Origin of the sequence: Chitinophaga sp. HK235 (genome assembly GCF_018255755.1) — a bacterium.
In the GTDB taxonomy this organism is placed as follows: Bacteria; Bacteroidota; Bacteroidia; order Chitinophagales; family Chitinophagaceae; genus Chitinophaga.
Genome location: NZ_CP073766.1, coordinates 4928897 through 4949118 on the forward strand (window position 1 = coordinate 4928897; position 20222 = coordinate 4949118).

Sequence of the window (20222 nt, forward strand, 5' to 3'; positions counted from 1 at the left end):
ATGAAATGAAAGGGATCAACGGACAGTAATCGCAAAACAGTTAGACAACAAATGCGGTTATCGATTTATACAAAAATATAATATCTATCACAATAAAAAAAATTTCCATACCTTATTTTATCATATATAACCTGGAGATATGTGCAAATTAGATGTAATTTGACATTTCTATGACAAATAAAACGAACGTGTTAGTGTTTTTGGGGGAAATAAAAGCCTTTGAGGTAAAAAGGGCTGAAATACGCCAGATCTGCGAAGGATTTTTGGTGGAATAACTGTTCAGCGAGCGGTGCCATATCTGCGGCACTCATTTCATAGGGAATAAACTCGGCATTATCGACGGAAGGCAACATGGTGGCCCATTTAGGGCTACCGTTACCAAAAAAATAAATCTTTTTCTGCGCCAGCCAGGCATCAAAGGAAGCCGGCTCCAGCACAAGCGCCTGCGGCTCCATAACAGGCTGCAGGGAGGCATCATAAATAGCAGTAAATACTTCCTGCCGGCGTGCATCCAGCATAGGACAATACCAGGCAGTCGTATCCTTCACTGCATCAAGGGCACCCTGTGCCATCATCTGCAGCGTGGAAACAGCCAGCAGCGGCTTGTTCCAGGCATAACACAACCCTTTGGCAGTAGCTACTCCCACACGCAGACCCGTATACGAACCCGGACCCGCACTCACTGCAATCGCATCCAGGTCGTCGGCTGTAACACCCTGCTCACGGAAAATCTGCTGCACATACAATACAATAGCTGCCGCATGGTCCTGCTGCTGCTCATTGACTAATGTCTGCAATGTTTTCCCATCACGGGCAAGACTAACCGAACCTGTCGTTGTAGCAGTATCTATGCTAAGTATTAATGCCATAATATTGTTATATCGCCTCGTATTCTGTTTGTAGTAAGGCCGCCACCTCATACCGGTCATCACCAGTAACATCGTGCACTGCCTTCAGCACTTCATACACATGTTTCACACCTATTCGCTCACACCATTCAAAAGGTCCAAACGGATAATTGGTACCCAACCGCATAGAGGTATCAATATCATCGCGGGAAGCAGTACCTTCCTCTGCCGTCAGATAAGCCTCATTGATGATCATACATACCACCCTTGGTGTCACCATCCCCGTAGTATCCGCTACCAGCGTACATTCCCAGTTGAGCTGATACATGATATCATCCAGCACCTGCTGCTGACCATCATCCATCAACGTTACCTCCAGCATCGGCAAACTGATAAACCCCGGCAGAAAATTACAGCCCATTATATTGAAGCCCTGCTCAAATGCATATTGGTTCATCACCTCCGATAAGGAAGTCTTTACCATACCCGCCAACACCGGCACACCTGGATTTTTGGCGTACACCGCTGCATGCTCCGGCCGGTCATCAAAAAGGAGATCTATCACCAGATCAAACGCTTTCACCGACAAAACATCCTCCAGATTGGTCTTCCATTGTACCTGATGCCTGGAAAAATCCCTTTGCCTCAACTCGTCATACCGCTGCGCATCTGCTATTACGAGGATATTCATGCGTTAAATTTCAGCAAACCTAAGAAAAAATCCCCAGGGCTGAAGCCCTGGGCTAAATTGTTGTGCAGCTGTTGTATAAGAACAGGTCGGATCTACTTGTTTATGCTTTCCATTAGCTGAAACGCTCGGACAAAAATCCTTCCGAACATATTCAAATCCTTATTCCTGGCCCATCTCCCTTATAAAGTCTCAAATAAAATTCTCCCAACGATGTTCCAAAACCACCGTCTCATCATATCTATCATAGCCCAGGGCTTCAGCCCTGGGACACTAATAGCGAATTGCTTATTTTCGTTTTATGGAAAAGCAAATCATCAATACCAATCAGGCGCCCGCTCCTATCGGGCCTTATAACCAGGCTGTAAAAGCTGGTAATACCCTCTATGTGTCCGGCCAGGTACCACTGGACCCTGTTACCGGAGAACTGGTAAAATCAGGCATCGTGGATGAAGCCCATCTGGTCATGAAAAACCTGCAGGCCATCCTGAAAGAAGCCGGTCTGTCCTTCGATGCGGTAGTGAAAGCCACTATCTTCCTCACCGACATGAATGATTTCCCTAAAGTGAATGAAGTATACGGAAGTTATTTCAGTGGCAACTACCCTGCCCGCGAAACCGTGCAGGTGGCCGCTTTACCAAGAGGAGTGAATGTGGAGATCTCTGTAATAGCAATCGCTGGTTAGTATGATAAAAACTGATTCTCCTGATTAGGCATCAGGAGAATCAGTTTTATCATATCCATCACAGTTATAGTTTGCTGAATAAAGTCGTTGCCAGTCTTGCATCGTGACCATACACGTCGTCACGGAAATTCAGTCTTCCTTTGCTGTCCACGAAGGAGGTGAAATACACGATGAATACCGGTACCTTATCTTTTATCGTTACAAATTTTTCCTTGCCGGCGTTCATGGCGTCATCGATCTTCTGGTCTGTCCAGGAGGAGTCGCTGCGTAACAGCCATTCGGCGAGGTGTTTGGGTTCTGCTATCCTGATACAACCGTGACTGAAAGAACGTTTGTTTTCCCCGAAAAGATAACGGGCCGGTGTATCATGCAGGTAAATATTATATTCGTTCGGGAACAGGAATTTTACTTTACCCAATGAGTTTTTACCACCCGGGCGCTGTCTTACAATATAAGGGAAGTTACCACCGGAATATTTACTGAAGTTGATGGAACCGGGAGGAATCACCTTACCACTGGAACCAACAATCTCCATATTCTGACGGGCCAGATAGCCTGCTCCACTGCGTTTAAGGCCCGGCAACACTTCTTTTACCAGGATACCCGGAGGTACATTCCAATACGGACTAAACACAACATAACGCAGCTCTTTGCTGAATATTACGGAATTGGCGCCGGGTTTTCCTACCACTACATTACAGCTCCAGTCCAGTTTTCCTTTGTCGTACACATACATCGTAAAGGCCGGTATGTTTACCAGAATATAGTCGGTAGTGGGTTCCAGCGGAACCCAGCGGGAGCGCTCCATATTCACCAGTATCTGGCGGATACGCTGTTGTAGTGGTGTGTTGAGGGCATCTACGGTAGATTGTTTGATGATACCATCTACTTTCAGGCCCATGCGTTCCTGGAATGACCTGACAGCGCTGTCCAGTTCCGGCGTAAAACGCTGGCTGCTGTCTTTTACGGCAAGGTCACCCAGTGCTTCCAGTCTTCCTTTGATGGTGGCGATGACGTGGGCAGAATCACCTTTTTTGAAGGTATTTTTTGCGATGTGGATGGAGTCCCATTTGGCGGAGGCTTCAAGGCCGGCCAGTTTTTTCAGCGCGTTACGCAGCAGTTTATACTGTCTGTTTACCGGCTCATCTTCTTCGAAGGCGTTGGATTTTTTGCGCACGACAGAGTCCAGCAGACTCTCCATATCAATTTTTTTGCGGGGGATAAACCATTCCAGGTCTTTTGCAGAATCTGCGGTGAAGCCGCCCCATACTTTGTTGCCGTAGGCAAAGAACTGTGCTGTCAGCAATATTTCAATCCTTGAGCGAGCGGTATCGCTGACTTTCAGACCTGCTTCTCCTACGAGGAGTGAATCGGTGATCCGCTGCAGTTCAGGGTTCATCAGGCTGCTGTCTTTGATGCCGTCAGCAGCATCGTTTTTCATCATGTTGATGAAGTTGGCGGCCTGTTCTGTCAGAGAGTCCTTATTGACCCAGGCGTAGTGATAGTCCCTCTTCTGATAGAAGTTACGGATGTAGGCATCATACGCATCGTAGGTGGTATTGGAGGCGAGAAATTTATTCAGGATGTTACTGTCCAGAGATGCTTCAATATACTCTTCTTTAGTGTAATGCGTAGTATCTCTTATTCTCAGCTTTTTACGCAAACCTCCATTTTGTTGGCAGGCGGCAAAAATAATCAGGGTCAATAAAGAGAAGGCGGTGTAAAAACGTACGGTCATAAATGTAATGGATGTGATTAGATTACTGAACAAAACATGACAGGTAAACAGTATGGGATCAGCACTGTTTTACCACATAAATGTATGAAATATATAGAATTATGGGAGACACATTGTTTGGGGGGAGATAAGGACCTGTGGGGAGATCACGGACGAAGTTGATTCGTGGTGTATCTGCCCACAGATACTTAATTATAATTTAATCTCTTCATCATTAGCGTCGAAGAAGCGATATTCAGTAAGATGATAGTTGGAGTCAGCTTTCAGTTTGATCCATTTTTTGTATTGGAAATACCATTTCCATTGTTTGGATGTCAGGAAGCCTTTGGTCAGATACGCGTACAGGATCGGATGTATCCGGATGGTAAGACCTTTGTGTTGGTGGTTCAGGAGGTACTGCAGATTTTTCTCGATATCTTCCAGTATAAGCATGGATGCGCCGATTTTGCCGGTTCCTTTGCAGGTAGGACAATCTTCGGCTACGGAGATGGTGATTTCCGGTTTTACGCGCTGGCGGGTGATCTGCATCAGGCCGAATTTGGAGATGGGCAGGATGGTATGTTTCGCCCTGTCCTGTGCCATGAATTTCTCCATAGCTTCAAATACGGTCTTTTTGTTTTCCGGCAGTTTCATATCGATAAAATCGATGATGATGATACCTCCGAGGTCGCGCAGGCGCAGCTGGCGGGCTATTTCGGCGGCGGCTTCCAGGTTGGAGGCAAGAGCGTTCTGTTCCTGGTTGTTGCTGGAGCTTTTATAGCCACTGTTGACATCTATGACATGTAATGCTTCGGTAGCTTCAATAATGAGGTAAACACCGCTGTCGAGGTTGACGGTTTTCCCGAAGGAAGCCTTTACCTGGCGGGTGATGCCGAAGTTATCGAAGATAGGAGAGCCGTTGTTATAGTAGTTAACAATATCCTGTTTTTCCGGTGCGATCTTCTGGATATAAGTTTTGGTATCCGTGTAGATATTTTTATCGTTGATCACGATCCGGTTAAAGCTTTCATTCAGCAGATCGCGGAGGATACTGGTGGTTTTTGTTTGTTCACTCAGTATTTTCTGCGGGGCCTGGGCACCGTTCAGGTTGGACTGGATATTTTTCCAGGTTTGAACGAGGGTGGTCAGGTCTTCGTGCAGCTCTGCGGTTTTCTTTCCTTCCGCAGCGGTTCTAACGATCACGCCGAAGTTAGGCGGTTTGATCGCTTCCACGATTTTCTGCAGTCTTTTTCTTTCTTCGGAAGAATGGATTTTTTTGGAAACGGCAACAATATCGTTAAAGGGTGTTAACACGATGAATCTTCCGGGAAGAGAGATTTCGCAGCTCAGGCGTGGGCCTTTGGAGGAAATGGGTTCTTTCAGAATCTGTACGAGGATATTGGGTTTACCGCCCAGTACGTCTGTAATTTTACCGGTCTTTACTATTTCCGGTTCATTTTTAAACTTAGTGAAATCAAATCCTTCAGGGGTTTTATCGCTGATGGCAGTTGCAGTAAATTTAAGAATGGAACGGATATAGGGGCTGAGATCCGTATAATGTAAAAAGGCATCCTTCTCGAAGCCTACGTCCACAAATGCAGCATTTAAGCCGGGTATCAGCTTTTTTACCTTGCCCAGGTATAAATCGCCTACTGCGAAGTTAGGGTTACCGCTTTCGTGGTGCAGTTCAACTAACTTTTTATCTTCCAGTAACGCAATTTCCACTCCTGTGGGAGCCGCATTTATAATAAGTTCCTTATTCAAGCGTCCAAAATTTTAACCTTTAAAACTTCACCTTTTATGCTATGCACACAGCTATGTAAGAACAGCTTACTGCATACCAAACAATAGCTCACTATAAAGTTAGCATATTCTTCACCTATGTGATGATGGATTGCTTAAGGGTTCAGCGATCACTGCAGGCAATGTTCCGGAGAATCTGGTATGCGGGGATCTATGGAAACACCTGCATGACTCAGGCAATTTAAGATTAAATGCCAGAATCATGCAGGATATATGAAAATTTTTTATCCGACCACCGCGCCGGGAAAATACCTGGTTAGTATAAATGGCGGGAAACTGGAGTAATTATTTCTTCTTACTTTTATGCCGGTTCTTTCTCAGTCTTTTTTTACGCTTGTGAGTGGCAATTTTATGTCTTTTTCTTTTCTTACCGCAAGGCATACGCTTAAACGTTTTAAATGATGGAAAAAATAAATATTATCGGATATCTTTGATATAATTATCAACTTCTTTTTTCAGCTCCGGGTCTTTCATAGCCTGTTTGCTTTTTTCAAACAATTCCAGTGCTTTTTTAGTGTTCCCTTTGCTTCTGTAGGATTCTGCCAGTACAAACAGTACTTTGGCATCATCCGGATGTTTCTGCATAACGCCTTCCAGTCTTTCGATAGCTTTATCGAACTGGCCTGATCTAATGGCCAGGTTAGCCAATGTAACCTGTGCGTCGATGTTGTCAGGATTTTTGGCGACCACCTCTTTCATCTTTGCCACCCCTTTCATCGGTTCGCCGGTGTTCATATACACCATAGCTTGCGACATCTTCAGGGTGTCATTGGCCGGATTCAGCAGAATCGCCTGATCAAACAGGGTGGTTGCCTGGTCGGCTTCCCATTTTGCTATCCTTGGATCCTGAGCATGTTGCAGGTGTGCCAGAAACAAATTGGCTGCAAAGGTGAGGCTTTTTTCGGAATTTTCCAACTTAGCGGCCTGTCCGAGATAATAAGCCGCTACGGGCAGCTGGTTCAGGCTGTCCCAGGTGTTATACAATTGTTTGTACGCAGCTATTTGCTGGGCATTCACATCGCCACGTATAACGTTGGTTTCAATTGTGTTGATCTGTAATAATTTTTCAGCAGGAATTTTCCCTTTAGCCGTTTCCAGCAGTTCGGAAAAGGCAATAGGCTCTACACCCTGTCCGCCCTGCATAGGAGCGGCAGTTGACATAGCTTGCTTATCTGACCGGGGGATAGTTCGGCCAAAGGCATATAAAACCACCAATAGTGCTACAGCGGCACCAACCAGGAGAACTTGTGACTTTCGCATCGCCTAAATTATTAGGCTGCAAAACTAAGAACTTTTAAGCTTCTTTACCTCAGCAACAAATTCTTTCGATGGTTTGAACGCCGGAATAAAATGCTCCGGGATCTCCACAGCCACGTTCTTCTTGATGTTACGGCCAATCTTGGCGGCTCTTTTCTTGGTGATAAAACTGCCAAACCCACGGATATAAATGTGCTCACCGTTGGCCAGGGCTTCTTTCACCTCTTTAAACATAGCCTCCAGTGTGACTAACACATCTACTTTGGGGATGCCGGTTTTTTCAGCAATGTTGTTTATTAAATCAGCTTTTCTCATATGAAAGCGAGAGGATTACTTTACTCTCAAAGTTAATTTAAAAATTTTAATTGCTGAATTTTAAGCAAATAAATTTTATCATTTTTTCTTATAACTCTATTGATGATAATTTATATTTATTTGCAGGCCCGGAAAGGGGTATCTGGTGTACCTCATAGGGTTTTTGGACAGCTTTTACCATATCAATTTACTAAATAATTTTATTAAAATAATATATAAATGGCCGATTCCCGACTTTTTTTTACAGAAAAACTATTGGAATGGAACCAGCTCAGCAATACCCGGACCATGCCCTGGAAGGGCGAAAAGGACCCCTATCGTATATGGCTATCCGAAATCATTTTGCAGCAAACCCGCGTCGAACAAGGATTGCCGTACTATGAGAAATTTATAAAAAACTACCCCAACGCCAAAAAGCTCGCAGCAGCACCGGAAGAAGAGGTATTCCGCCTCTGGCAGGGGCTGGGTTATTACGCCCGCTGTAAAAACATGCTCGCCGCTGCCCGGGAAATAGCCACTACCTATAATGGCAAATTCCCCGGAGAATACGAGCAGATCAAAGCCCTTAAAGGCATCGGCACCTATACCGCCGCCGCCATCGCCTCCTTCGGCTTTCAGCTCCCCTACGCGGTGCTGGACGGCAACGTGTACCGCGTACTCTCCCGCTACTTCGGCATCGAAACACCCATAGACACCACCGCCGGCAAAAAACAGTTCGGCGACCTAGCCCAGGAACTGCTCCCGGCCAGCCAGTCTGCCGCCTACAACCAAAGCATCATGGACTTTGGCGCCGTAGTCTGCAAACCGCAACAGCCCGCCTGTGGTACCTGCCCGCTTAACAGAAAATGCCAGGCCAGGCAGCAGCAACTCGTAGACGTGCTCCCCGTAAAATCCAAAAAACTACAGATCAAAAAACGTTATTTCAACCATCTCCTGGTGGAACTGAAAGACAATATCTATATCCGCAAACGGACCGAAAAAGATATCTGGCAAAATCTGCACGAATTTATCCTGATAGAAACTTCAGAGGCGGCAGAGCTCGACGAACTCCGGCAACAGGAGACTTTCCGGCACCTGTTTGAAAATGTTCCCTTTACGGTTGTAAACGTTTCAGCTCCAGTCAAACAGCAGCTCACCCACCAAACCATACACAGCCGCTTTTTCACTCTGGAAGTCGAACAGCCGCTCCCTTTACCCGAACATCTGCTCGTTTCCCGTAAAAAGCTGGACAATTACGCTTTCCCGAAAACAATTACCGATTTTCTGCATAGCAAAAGACTGCAATTATTCTGATCACAAACATATTGAAAATAATTAAAACATATTAACTCGTAAGATTACAGGTTGTTATAATGCATGCAACAAATATTGCTTAACACGCTCTCAGCAAGAAATTTTTCACTGTCGATTGGAAAAAAATATTAACTTTAAGAAGGTTGTTTATTTATAAAAGCAGAACCTTTTAACAATAGACTAAAAAAACCTACAACTATGAGAGGTGTTAACAAAGTAATCCTGATAGGCAATTTAGGCAGAGACCCGGACGTTCAGTTTCTTGAAGGAAATATCGCGGTAGCGAAATTTTCACTGGCAACCACAGAAACCTTTAAGGACAGGGCAGGGAAACTCATTTCGCAAACAGAATGGCATACCGTAGTGCTTTGGCGGGGATTGGCCGAACTCGCACAGAAATACCTGCACAAAGGCAGTCTCGTATACATTGAAGGCCGTTTACGCACCCGCAGCTGGGAAGACAAGGAAGGCAATAAAAAATTTGCCACTGAAGTTGTAGGAGACAACCTGGTTATGCTGGATAAACGCATGGACCTCAATAGCACTGATCACCCCATACCTCACCATAGCAGTACAGGATCTTCAACCGGAGAAAATTTCGCTGGTAACATGGAAATACCCCCTTCGTTGAACGAGCCCGCAGACGATCTGCCATTTTAGTTGCCCGTTAAAATATTAACTTTCCGTAAGTACGTAATCCCATAAAGGGACATTACTTATATTTGCGTGCGTGGAAATGTAGTTATGTGAATTACCTTTCCTAAATTTGATTTATTACATCAAAGTTGAATATCTTGGAGATCCTCTCGGCAAGCAACATATCCTGTTTGTTACAAGTAAATGCACCTATTGCTGCACCTAATATGGTTGTGTTTTTACTTGTCATTTTTGTATTACTGCTGCTTACCTTTATCGTTTCAGGCGCAGAAGTAGCCTTCTTTTCCTTGAACTACAAGGACCTGAATGTGCTCAAAACACGGCAGAACACCTCCGGCAAGCTCATCACCAAACTGCTGGAAAAGCCCAAATCACTCCTCGCCTCCCTGCAGATAGCGGGCATCCTACTCATGATTGCATTTATCATGATTACCAACTATCTGATCACCCAGATGGAAGACCTGCAGACCCTGCCGGTAGTTTCCTTTGTGGTGCGCATTGCCTTCATCTGCCTCGTATTGCTGTTCTTCGGCCAGATACTCCCCCGGGTATGGGCCGCACAGAACAATATCCGTTTCGCCACTTACTTCGCATGGTTCGTCAGCCTGATTCACGCTACGCTGGAGCCTGTCAGCGACTTCTTCGTAAGCATCAGTGGCAGCATTGAAGCGCGCCTGTTCCACCGCGGAGCCGGCCCGGTCAACTACCACGAAATTGACGAAGCCATCGAAATGAGCGTAGATCCTACCGCCTCCCAGGAAGAAAAAAACATCCTGAAAGGCATCCTCAAATTTGGCAATATCACTGTCAAACAAATCATGCGCGGACGCCTCGACGTAAACGGCATCGAATATGACAGCACCTTCGATGAAGTAGTGAAACATGTGGCCGACCTCCACTACTCCAGGCTGCCGGTTTATAAAGGCAACCTCGACAGCATCGTAGGCGTTATCCACACCAAAGATCTGCTCCAGCACCTTGATAAAGGCAACAAATTCGACTGGCACGAAGTCATGCGCCAGCCTTTCTTTGTACACGGCCATAAACTGATCGAAGACCTGCTCTCAGAATTCCAGAGCAGACGCATGCACTTTGCCGTGGTAGTCGACGAATTTGGCGGCACCTCCGGTATCGTGACCCTCGAAGATATCATGGAAGAAGTCATCGGAGACATCAAAGACGAATTTGATGAAGAGGAATTCAACTACAGCAAGTTGGACAACTTCACCTACGTTTTTGAAGGGAAAACCATGCTTAACGACGTTTGCCGTATCATGAACACACCACCGGAAACATTTGAGACGGTAAAAGGAGAAAGCGACTCCCTCGGCGGCCTCATCCTCGAACTCGCCGGAAAATTTCCTGAAGAAAACAGCGTTATCAATTACAGCAACTATGATTTTACTGTACTGGAAGTCACCAAAATGCGCATCCAGAAAGTACAGGTAACCATCCGGCCGGATGCTTCCGCAGAAGCCTAGTCCGTCCTCCTAAATGAGATCCGAACAATGCCATACTTAAAAGGAAAGGGCATCCTCCTATCCCTGCTGACAGTCCTCCTCGCTGTGGCCTGTAACACACCTCCCACTCCCAAACCAAGGGGGTTCTTCCTCATGAAGTTTCCCGAAAAAAAATATCGCACCTTCGATGTGCCCGGTTATCCGTACACTTTCGAATATCCGGTGTATGCCAATGTGGTAAAGGACACTGCCTTCTTCGGGGAAAAACCGGAAAACCCTTACTGGATCAACATCGACTTCCCTACCCTCAATGGTAAAATATATCTGAGCTATAAAATCATCGGCGAAAACAATAATACCTTCCAGAAACTGGTGGATGATGCTTTTAAAATGACTTATAAGCACACCTACAAGGCGGAATATATAGACGAAAATAAAATCCATACCCCCAACCATGTGGCCGGCACCTTCTATGAAGTAGGCGGCAACGCAGCTTCGGCCAAACAGTTTTTCGCTACCGACTCCGTTCGGCATTTTCTGCGGGGTGCGCTATACTTCTATGCTCCCCCTCAGGCTGATTCCCTGGCACCCGCCAATGAATTCCTCGAAAAAGATATGTGGCATCTGGTGGAAACCCTCCGCTGGAGATAAGCCGGCAATCATGTAACTTTGTGGTCTTTAAAATGCGTGCTGGCCTTGTCTGGCCATCAAAAGACCAATTACCCGATGATCATCATTGACGATAAATACATTAGTGACGAAATAGTTGAGGAGCAGTTTGTATGCAATCTGTCTGCCTGTAAAGGTGCCTGCTGCGTAGCCGGCGACTGCGGCGCGCCGCTGGATAAAGCCGAAACCAAGACCCTGAAAAAAATATATCCGCAGATTAAATCCTATCTCCGCCCTGAAGGCATTGAAGAGATAGAACGTACCGGCACCAACACTACCGACAAAGAATACGGATATGTAACACCGATTGTCAACAATGGCATCTGTGCCTATGCAAATGTAGATGCCAACGGCATCGTGGGCTGCGGCATAGAAAAAGCTTACAACGACGGCATAATCGATTTTAAAAAACCCGTCTCCTGCCATCTGTATCCTATACGTATTACCAAATACGAATCGTTTGAAGCGGTTAATTACGACCGCTGGGATATATGCAAACCTGCCTGCAAAAATGGTAAAGCACTGAAAGTGCCTGTGTACCGCTTTCTGAAAGAAGCTATCATCAGAAAATACGGCACGGAATTTTATGAAGTACTGGATAAAATTGCTACCAAAAAGTATTGATCCATTTTTTTTGATTTTGATAGTGTTGATAACCAGATCAAAATCAACTTCAAATGATCTATCTTTAATAAAGGAATTATCGTTTGCTTATGCATCAAACAGCCTCCTCTTTTCTCGAAGCGAGTGAAAAAAAAGCGTTAGACCTTGGTCACCGCCAGACGATCAACTTCAACATAGGAAAATATAATACTGCTGTGAAGGCCGGTAAACAACAGTTTGCCGATCTCGCCATAGCACGTGAAAGAGCCAAGAATATCAAGTGGAGGGCGATCGAACATCTCGACAACCACCTCGAAGAGTTTGAGATGAACTTCACCAAACGTGGCGGGAAAGTTATCTGGGCCGAAACAGCCGAACAGGTGCAACAGGAAATCCTCGCCATCTGTCAGGCCAAACAATGCAAAAGCATCGTCAAAAGTAAGTCCATGGCCACCGAAGAAGTACATCTGAACGACTTCCTGGCGCAGCACAACATCGAATGCGTAGAAACGGACCTGGGTGAATATATACAGCAACTCGACGGAGAACCGCCCTACCATATTGTAACACCCGCCATGCATAAAAGCAAGGAAGATGTGGCCCGGCTCTTTGCTGAAAAACTAGGTACCGCACCTGACCTTACTCCCGAACAGCTCACGCTCGTGGCCCGGGAAAAATTAAGACAAAAATACCTGGAAGCAGAAATAGGCATCACCGGTGCCAACTTCATCATCGCAGATACCGGCTCTGTAGCGGTTACCGAGAATGAAGGTAATGCCCGCCTCAGCACTGCTTTTCCTAAAACACATATTGTACTGGTAGGCATCGAAAAGGTATTGCCTTCTGTGGCTGATCTGGCCCTCTTCTGGCCACTGCTGGCCACCTACGGCACCGGACAGAAAGTGACCGCCTACAACTCTATCTTCAGCGGCCCTCGCCAGGAAGGAGAAATCGATGGCCCGGAAGAAATGTATGTGATCCTGATGGACAACGGCCGGACCAATATCCTGAAAGACACCAGCGCCCGTGAAAGCCTTTACTGCATCCGTTGCGGCTCCTGCCTCAACGCCTGCCCCGTATATAAAAATATTGGCGGCCACAGTTACGCCACTACCTACAGCGGCCCTATCGGCTCTGTCATCACTCCTCACCTGAAAGGGATGGACAACTACGTGCACCTTAGCTTTGCCTCTTCTCTCTGCGGCAACTGTACAGAAGTATGTCCGGTGCGAATCAATCTGCATGAGCTGTTGCTCCATAACAGACAAAAGGCCGTAGAAGAAAATCATACTTCCGGCGGGGAAAAATTTGCCTGGTTTGCATGGAAACAGGGCTGTACCAGCCGTAAGATGATGAACATGGCCAGTGGTAAAATGAAGAATTTCCTGTTGCGTAAGTTTTTTGCTAAAAGCTGGGGAGACAACAGAGAGCTGCCGGTATTTGCCGCCAAGTCTTTCAATCAGCTGTGGAAAGAACGAAAAGGTTAATCCGCTTTCACTTTAAATATCACCTCCAGTGTAACCCTGGCAGGTTTTCCATCTGATGCTGGCTTCCATGCCGGCCCTTCCTTCACCACCCGGATTGCTTCTGCATCGCAGGCAGCATTCAGGCTTTTGACTACTGTAATCTCATGTAATGTACTATCAGGCATTACGGTAAAAGTGAGTGTGACCACTCCGTCAAACTTATTCTCCGGGTTGATGGTATGGTTTTGCAGATACTGTTGATAAGCGATACGGCCTATAACCGGTGCAGGGAGTGTATCATAAGGCATTTGAATGCGGGCTCCTCTTTTAGACATCACAGCTACTCCAGGGGTTTTTCCCTGTACAGCTTCAGATACCGCATAGTTACCCGCATATGCATTGCTCATTCGCTGACTGTCTTCTCTGGAGGCTTTGTCAAACATATGTCCATCGCTCTTCGCCGCCTCAGCTGCCGGCGGAGGTGCCATGGCAGGGCTGGCAGCCAGTAACGCCCCTTCAGCCGGAGCTGCCTTTTTAAGCATCAGCACAGGCTCCCGTTTTAACGTTTTCTCTTCTGCAGCTTTAGTTACCTGTTTATCATCACGGGCTGTTACATCTGCTGCAGGTGCAGCTATTTCAGCCTGAATGGTGGCAGGTGCGGTACGCTGCCGCACATATCCTTCTTTTTTATCGGCGGCCTTTTCTGTTATACCTACTGCAGGTGCGGCGGCAGGCGCCGGTACAGCAGAAGGAGCAACAGGTGTTTCCTGTTTGGTTATATCTGCCTGGGCAATGGATACTTCAGTTACTTTCCGGTGCTGTTCGTGGAACAGGAACCAGCCTCCGGTAAATAACAGCAACAAAATAGCCGCAGCGGCTGCCCAACGGGTATACATTGGCCGGACCACTGTTTTGCGCGGCGCTACCCGATCGGCCAAACGGGCCATCAGTTCATCCTGATGAACTTGCTGGTCAGGGTTGTGCAGGGTATAACCTTCCAGTGCGTCCGCCAGGAACGGGTCATCCAGCGCCTGGCGTTCCAGGTCGTGCATGGCCTTGTCATTCAGCTCTCCGGCCAGGTACTGGCGGATTAGCTCGGCGCTTACGTTGGGCTTGTTATGTGCGTCCTTGTCAGGCATGTTGTTGCTCCATACAAATTTTAAGGTTACGTTTTCCGTTCTGGATATAACTCTTCACCTTATTCAGGTCATATCCGGTGATGACAGACACCTCGCGGTAGCTTTTTTCTTTCAGGTAAAACAGGTTTACACTGCGCTTTTGCTCTTCCGGCAAGGTTTCCAGACATTTTTCCATAGTCTGGAGGTTGTCTTCCAGCGTGACTTCACCGTCATGATGCGCCAATTCTCCGTTTTCCATAAGCGGCGAATCATCTTCAATGGTCACCTGCATAGACTCCTTGTTTTTCATGGCCCGGATCTTCATCAGGCAATGATTTCTGGCCAGCACATGCAGCCAGCTTTTGAAGTTCTGCACTTCATGCTGCTTCAGCTTGCCGATCAGGTCCTCAAAGATCTGCATCACAGCGTCTTTGCTGCCTTCTTCATCAAAATACTGCAGACATACCCCATACACCAGGTTCATATAACGCTGGTACAGGGCAGCCAGTAACTCCAGATTGCCGGAAGTTTTATACTCCCGGATCAGATCTGAGTCAGCGGTTTCCCGCATCATATTATGCTGAATAAAGGCCATGGACAACAATACTATGGATTTTCAGGCAAAGGCGCCAGTTTTTTTTATGCTGCTGATTACAAAAAAGCGGAGCATCACCTTCCGGTGATCTCCGCTCTCTGTAATATGTAGTGTATTTGCTTTAAGAAGATTAGTGGCGGAAGTGACGCATACCGGTCATTACCATCACCATATCATGCTGTTTGCAGAATTCAACTGAATCGTTGTCGCGAACAGAACCACCCGGCTGAATCACCGCATTGATACCCTGTTCGTGAGCAATACGTACACAGTCATCGAATGGGAAGAAGGCATCGGAAGCCATCACCGCGCCTTTCAGGTCGAAGCTGAACTGGCCTGCTTTTTCAATAGCATGACGGAGTGCATCGATACGGGAGGTCTGACCACAGCCTTTACCAATCAGCTGTTTGTTTTTCACCAGCGCAATCGCGTTGGATTTCAGGTGTTTGCACACAATATTGGCAAACTCCAGGTCAGATTTCTGCTCTGCTGTGGCTGCGTGAGCCCCTACATCATTCCATTCTTTGTAGTTACCGTTGTCACCATCCTGCAGCAGCACGCCGTTCAGTACATTTTTAAACATGTATTTGCTGCTTACGGGCTGTTTCTGCTCCAGCAGGATACGGTTTTTCTTGGCTTGCAGTACAGTGAGGGCTTCTGCTTCAAATCCGGGAGCAATCAGTATTTCAAAGAAAATTTCGTTGATGGCTTCGGCTGTTGTTTTATCGATGGTTTTGTTGGACACCAGCACACCACCAAAAGCACTTTCCTTATCGCCGGCCAGCGCTGCATCCCAGGCTTCTTTCAGCGTAGGACGGGAAGCGATGCCGCATACGTTGGTATGTTTGATTACGGCGAAGGTTGTTTCGGTAAACTCCTGGATCAGCTGGCAGGCAGCATCTACGTCCACGAGGTTGTTGAAAGACAGTTCCTTGCCATGCAGCTTGTTAAAGATCTCATTCAGGTTACCGTAGTAAACACCGCGCTGGTGAGGGTTTTCACCGTAACGGTTCACTTGTCCCTGCGGAGCAGACACCTGGAAATAATCACCGGGCTCGTTGTTCAGGAAATACTGAGAGATGGCCACATCGTAGTTGGCACATACTTCAAATGCTTTAGCAGCGAAGTTTCTGCGGTCCTGGATAGTCGTAGCGCCATTGTTTTCAGTCAGCACCTTTTCGAGGTCAGCATACTGGTCTTTGGAGGCAACGATCACTACGTCTTTGAAATTTTTGCCTGCAGCACGAATCAGGGAAACACCGCCTATGTCTATCTTCTCAATGATCGCCTGCTCTTCTGTTGTACTCTTTACGGTTTCTTCGAAAGGATACAGGTCTACGATCACCAGGTCTATTTCCGGGATCTCGTATTGTTTCAGCTGTTCCAGGTCCTGCGGATTTTCGCGACGGGCCAGGATACCACCAAATACTTTAGGATGCAGTGTTTTCACACGGCCACCCAGAATAGAAGGATAAGCTGTCAGATCTTCTACTGCCACACACTTTACGCCCTGCTCCTCAATAAATTTTTGTGTACCACCGGTAGAATAGATGGTCACACCTTGTTCACCTAACTTTTTTACAATGTTCTCCAGGTTATCTTTATAGAAAACGGAGATCAGCGCTGATTTAATTTGCTTTTGCATGGATGGAAAACATTAGAAATTTTAATAACATAGGCTCCCTGGTGCGGAACCGAAAAGCTGCGCGAAGTTAACACGTAAGTCTCATTTTTCCATTGCCTGCTTGTCGAGACATAAAATTAAAGTACCCGTAAAGCCAGACAGGGTGGGAAAACCATTAATTTGGTTTTTATTTTTTTCACCTATCAAAATCAGCATTAAACCTATGAAGTTATTGTTATCCCTTCTGTGCTGTACCATCATTCTGTTGTCAGCAAAAGGACAAAGTTATCCGGACATTGTTACCTACCACACCACCCAGACTGCTACTTATGGCACCAAAATCAAGACTAATCTGGGCTTTGTGAATGGCAATCACATGCCCACCATCATTATTGAAGGCTATAATTTCGGGACCGGCGAAACGATTGGGCTGGTCATCAATTTTTACATTTATGGAGATGTGTTTATGCGCTACAATGTAGCCTCCTTCGGCTCCTTTACTCCCCCCATGTACCTCGCCAACGAGGGCGGGAAGGTGGTAATCTTTATGGACAGCCGTGAGTATTACCAGCGTTTTGCCGTAAGAGCTTTCGCCAAAGGACAGGCCGATTACGCTGCCAACTATCAGGGATGGACAGTTGCAGACGAAGCCATTAGCCCAACTGCCACACAGAAAACACGCCTTACCTATCAGAACAAGTTTCCCGGCCAGATAGTGTTGCCTGGGAACAGCCTCTGGACCGAAACCAATGTAGGTATTGGCACTACCAATCCCGGTTCCGCCAAACTGGCTGTAGAAGGCCTGCTCAGTGCCCGTAAGGTAAAAGTGACAAGCGTCAACCCATGGCCCGACTATGTTTTTGAAAATAACTATCCGCTGATGTCTCTGGAAGCCACGGAAGAATATATCCGTACCCACAAACATCTGCCTCAAATGCCCACTGCCGGGGAAGTTGCTACCAACGGCCTTGATCTGGGAGAGATGAACCGCAGACTGCTGGAGAAAATGGAGGAAATGACCCTTCATATGATTGAAATGAAGAAGAAAATCAATGAACTGGAAGATAAGCTCCGGCAACAACAGCAGCCTTAAAAGCTGATCATGCAGGCTCCTTCATCCGGAATACTGTAACAGGGCTGTTTTAACTCCCGGCATTCCTGCGTCCAGCGCCGGATACGGCCGGACGAACAGGCAGCACCAAAGATGACGGTATCACAGCGGAAGTACTCCCGTAGCTGCCGGATGTTTAGCGGCGAGTTGTGGTTGAGCAACAGATAATTTATTTTAATTCCACTGGGATGGGCTGCTGGCAGTGCACTATCCCCGATGCTGGTTGTTTTACTCCCCTTCCTGTAATAAGAAACCGGCAGTGCACTGTCGATGATCAGCAACCGTTTGTGGCCAAAGTGCAGATAGCGGCCGTGCTGCCGGCAGTTGCTGACCATTCCGGGAGTCACACCCAACATTGTTCTTGCTGAACGTAACTGTGTAGCGGCAGGCATCTGCCAGAGACTGTCGCTGCCTATAAACTGTACCTTACCCTCTCCAATACAGTCGATCGCCGTATAGGCGGGCACGTTATAGATGATCAGTTGCTGCCGTTGCAGCGTTAGCAGTTGACGGACTGCTTTGTCAGCCACCATGGCCCAACCGCAGACCAGCGCCACCCATAGTCCGGTGCGGAACTTCTGCAACCACCATACCGCGAGACCCGCCAGCAGGGCGTAAAAGCAGCCGGTTTGCAGGAGGCTTAGCTGCAGGTCTCCGATGACGGCGTAAGGTAGTTCTCCCAACCATTCCACCCCGGCATTCATCCACCGGATTACCAGCCGGATAGCCAGTCCTGTCCATTCTGCGAGCATAACACAAGGCGTCATCAGCAGTAATAATACTTCTCCATAAATCACTACAGTAGACAGCGGAACAGCCAGCAGATTGGCTGGTAGAAAATAACAGGGGAACTGATGAAAATAGTAAATGGATACCGGCAAAGTGAGTATCTGTGCAGCTATTGACAACGCGGTCGTTTGCCACAGCAGTGTGGCCCATCTCCACCTGAACTGCAGCAGTTCAGACAGGGGCGTATAAAACAACAGGATACTCAGCACCGCCAGGTAAGAGAGCTGAAAACCTGCGTCCACAGCCAGCCAGGGCTTATAGCACAACAATACAAAAGCCGAAGCAGCCAGGGTGTTGTAGGTGCTGGCACGCCGGTTCAGTAACAGTTGTCCGATTGTAATACCGGAGAACATAACGGCTGCTCTTAATACAGATGCCGAAGCCCCTGTCAGCAGGGCGAATCCCCATAATACGCTTAAAATAACCAGGGCTTTCACCCCATTGGCGAGGGTGCTGGCAGGCAGCCAGCGCAACAGCCATAACAGGGTACCGTATAGCAGTGCCAGGTGCATGCCGGAGATAGCGATGACATGTACAATACCGGTATTGCTGTAGCTGTTGACCATGTCTTTGTCGAGGTCCTGGCGGTAGCCGATGAGCAGCGCTTCTGCCATACCGGCTTCAGGCCCTTCTCCGATATTTGTTTTCAGGCTATGCAGACAAAAATCTCTTGCCTTCAGCAGCCAGGCGGTCAGATCCCGGACCGGAGGCTGTTGCAGCTGGTGATAGTCTCCGGCACGCAGATATACCTGGTGATAGATCTGCTGTGCCGCACAATACTGCCGGTAATCGAACGCACCGGGATTGCCGTTGTTTTTGATTATAACAGGCTTTTTAGCCAACAATAACCGTGCTCCGTACACCAATCCCACCGAAGCGGTGTCCCTGCTAAAATAGGCCAGTAAATGCCCTTTTACAGGTTTCAACTTACCATGTGTGTATACCCCCTCAATACTCAGGACGGTTTTGCGCGTGCGGACCTTCTCCTGCAGAGGTTCTTCTACCTTTGCCAGCAGGAAATTTCCCTCATTTTCGGGTGCAGAAAAGTACCCGTCTTGTCCTCGAATGTCGGCACAAACCAGCAACAGCGCCCCGCTGCAGAGGATCATGATAAAAATAAGCAACCCACCAGCCCATGAATAACGATAGCGATAAGCCAGTGGCAACCGGCTCAAGCCCCATACCACCCCAAATGCGGTCAGGATAAGTATATACAGGGATAATGCGGAAAGCTGTAAATTCAGCTGTATGAAAATACCGGCCAGCAAAGGGACCGTCAAACGTAGAAAGGGCGCACGTTTCCAGTACGCCACAAACATGGGGGATTCAAACTGCATGGGGTTAACATTTTTTGCAGTCTTAAATGTAGGAATTAAACCGTCTCAAAAACGCAAAAACAGCATATACGAAAAATGTATGATAGCTTGGTAACTTCTGCTTCAGGACGTGTTAACGTAAATTATGTGCTAAAAATTCAACTTATTTAATATATTAAAAATCAATCATTTCAATATTTTAACTTTC

At 47.0% G+C, this 20222-nt stretch carries 18 protein-coding genes; 8 read left to right on the plus strand and 10 right to left on the minus strand.

The annotated features are described in order from the left end of the window. Positions 1–191: 191 nt before the first annotated feature. Positions 192–869, minus strand: coding sequence for a tRNA (adenosine(37)-N6)-threonylcarbamoyltransferase complex dimerization subunit type 1 TsaB (gene tsaB, locus KD145_RS18270; RefSeq protein ID WP_212000555.1), 678 nt, complete (start codon positions 867–869; stop codon positions 192–194). Positions 870–876: 7 nt separating this feature from the next. Then, the gene (locus KD145_RS18275; RefSeq protein ID WP_212000556.1) at positions 877–1539 is read right to left on the minus strand and encodes a 3-hydroxyacyl-CoA dehydrogenase family protein; all 663 of its coding nucleotides are present in this window, start codon (positions 1537–1539) and stop codon (positions 877–879) included. Between the two features lie 298 nt (positions 1540–1837). Between KD145_RS18275 and KD145_RS18280 the strand changes: the two genes are divergently transcribed. Further along, positions 1838–2221 (plus strand): RidA family protein, encoded by a 384-nt coding sequence (locus tag KD145_RS18280; protein ID WP_212000557.1) that lies wholly within the window; start codon positions 1838–1840, stop codon positions 2219–2221. Positions 2222–2285: 64 nt separating this feature from the next. Here KD145_RS18280 and KD145_RS18285 read toward each other — a convergent pair whose 3' ends face one another. The 4 genes from KD145_RS18285 to KD145_RS18300 form a co-directional block, all read right to left on the minus strand. Next, positions 2286–3959: a murein L,D-transpeptidase gene (locus KD145_RS18285; protein ID WP_212000559.1), complete on the minus strand. Its 1674-nt coding sequence runs from the start codon at positions 3957–3959 to the stop codon at positions 2286–2288. Positions 3960–4151: 192 nt separating this feature from the next. Beyond that, on the minus strand, positions 4152–5702 hold the full coding sequence (locus KD145_RS18290; protein WP_212000560.1) for an Rne/Rng family ribonuclease: 1551 nt from the start codon (positions 5700–5702) through the stop codon (positions 4152–4154). A 456-nt stretch (positions 5703–6158) separates the two neighbouring features. Next, entirely contained in the window at positions 6159–7001 is an 843-nt protein-coding gene (locus KD145_RS18295; RefSeq protein ID WP_212000562.1) for a M48 family metallopeptidase, read from the minus strand. A gap of 24 nt (positions 7002–7025) precedes the next feature. Beyond that, entirely contained in the window at positions 7026–7313 is a 288-nt protein-coding gene (locus tag KD145_RS18300; protein WP_073084475.1) for an HU family DNA-binding protein, read from the minus strand. A 219-nt stretch (positions 7314–7532) separates the two neighbouring features. Here KD145_RS18300 and mutY point away from each other — a divergent pair, with 219 nt between their 5' ends. The 6 genes from mutY to KD145_RS18330 all read left to right on the plus strand — a co-directional run bounded on the left by mutY (position 7533) and on the right by KD145_RS18330 (position 13482). Continuing rightward, entirely contained in the window at positions 7533–8606 is a 1074-nt protein-coding gene (mutY, locus tag KD145_RS18305; protein WP_212000564.1) for an A/G-specific adenine glycosylase, read from the plus strand. A gap of 198 nt (positions 8607–8804) precedes the next feature. Beyond that, positions 8805–9266, plus strand: coding sequence for a single-stranded DNA-binding protein (locus KD145_RS18310; RefSeq protein ID WP_113616271.1), 462 nt, complete (start codon positions 8805–8807; stop codon positions 9264–9266). A 167-nt stretch (positions 9267–9433) separates the two neighbouring features. Continuing rightward, positions 9434–10744, plus strand: a complete 1311-nt coding sequence (gene gldE, locus KD145_RS18315) for a gliding motility-associated protein GldE (RefSeq protein ID WP_212000567.1) — start codon at positions 9434–9436, stop codon at positions 10742–10744. A gap of 27 nt (positions 10745–10771) precedes the next feature. Next, a complete protein-coding gene (locus KD145_RS18320) occupies positions 10772–11374 on the plus strand; it encodes a hypothetical protein (protein WP_212000569.1) in 603 nt (200 codons plus the stop codon). Between the two features lie 45 nt (positions 11375–11419). Continuing rightward, a complete protein-coding gene (locus tag KD145_RS18325; RefSeq protein ID WP_249219432.1) occupies positions 11420–12016 on the plus strand; it encodes a DUF3109 family protein in 597 nt (198 codons plus the stop codon). Between the two features lie 89 nt (positions 12017–12105). Further along, a complete protein-coding gene (locus KD145_RS18330) occupies positions 12106–13482 on the plus strand; it encodes a LutB/LldF family L-lactate oxidation iron-sulfur protein (protein WP_212000571.1) in 1377 nt (458 codons plus the stop codon). Here the strand turns inward: KD145_RS18330 and KD145_RS18335 are convergent. From KD145_RS18335 to purH, 3 genes are all read right to left on the minus strand, one after another. Then, positions 13479–14600 (minus strand): energy transducer TonB, encoded by a 1122-nt coding sequence (locus tag KD145_RS18335; protein WP_212000572.1) that lies wholly within the window; start codon positions 14598–14600, stop codon positions 13479–13481. The genes KD145_RS18330 and KD145_RS18335 overlap by 4 nt on opposite strands. Further along, complete coding sequence (locus KD145_RS18340; protein ID WP_249219433.1) at positions 14593–15153, minus strand: RNA polymerase sigma factor; 561 nt, start codon at positions 15151–15153, stop codon at positions 14593–14595. Before KD145_RS18340 ends, KD145_RS18335 begins: the two co-directional genes overlap by 8 nt. A 151-nt stretch (positions 15154–15304) precedes the next feature. Beyond that, the gene (gene purH, locus KD145_RS18345; RefSeq protein WP_212000580.1) at positions 15305–16819 is read right to left on the minus strand and encodes a bifunctional phosphoribosylaminoimidazolecarboxamide formyltransferase/IMP cyclohydrolase; all 1515 of its coding nucleotides are present in this window, start codon (positions 16817–16819) and stop codon (positions 15305–15307) included. A 202-nt stretch (positions 16820–17021) separates the two neighbouring features. On the opposite strand from purH, the gene KD145_RS18350 reads away from it, so the two are divergent. Beyond that, the gene (locus KD145_RS18350; protein WP_212000582.1) at positions 17022–17891 is read left to right on the plus strand and encodes a hypothetical protein; all 870 of its coding nucleotides are present in this window, start codon (positions 17022–17024) and stop codon (positions 17889–17891) included. Here KD145_RS18350 and KD145_RS18355 read toward each other — a convergent pair. Next, positions 17888–20035, minus strand: coding sequence for a ComEC/Rec2 family competence protein (locus KD145_RS18355; RefSeq protein ID WP_212000584.1), 2148 nt, complete (start codon positions 20033–20035; stop codon positions 17888–17890). The genes KD145_RS18350 and KD145_RS18355 overlap by 4 nt on opposite strands. Positions 20036–20222: the final 187 nt, after the last annotated feature.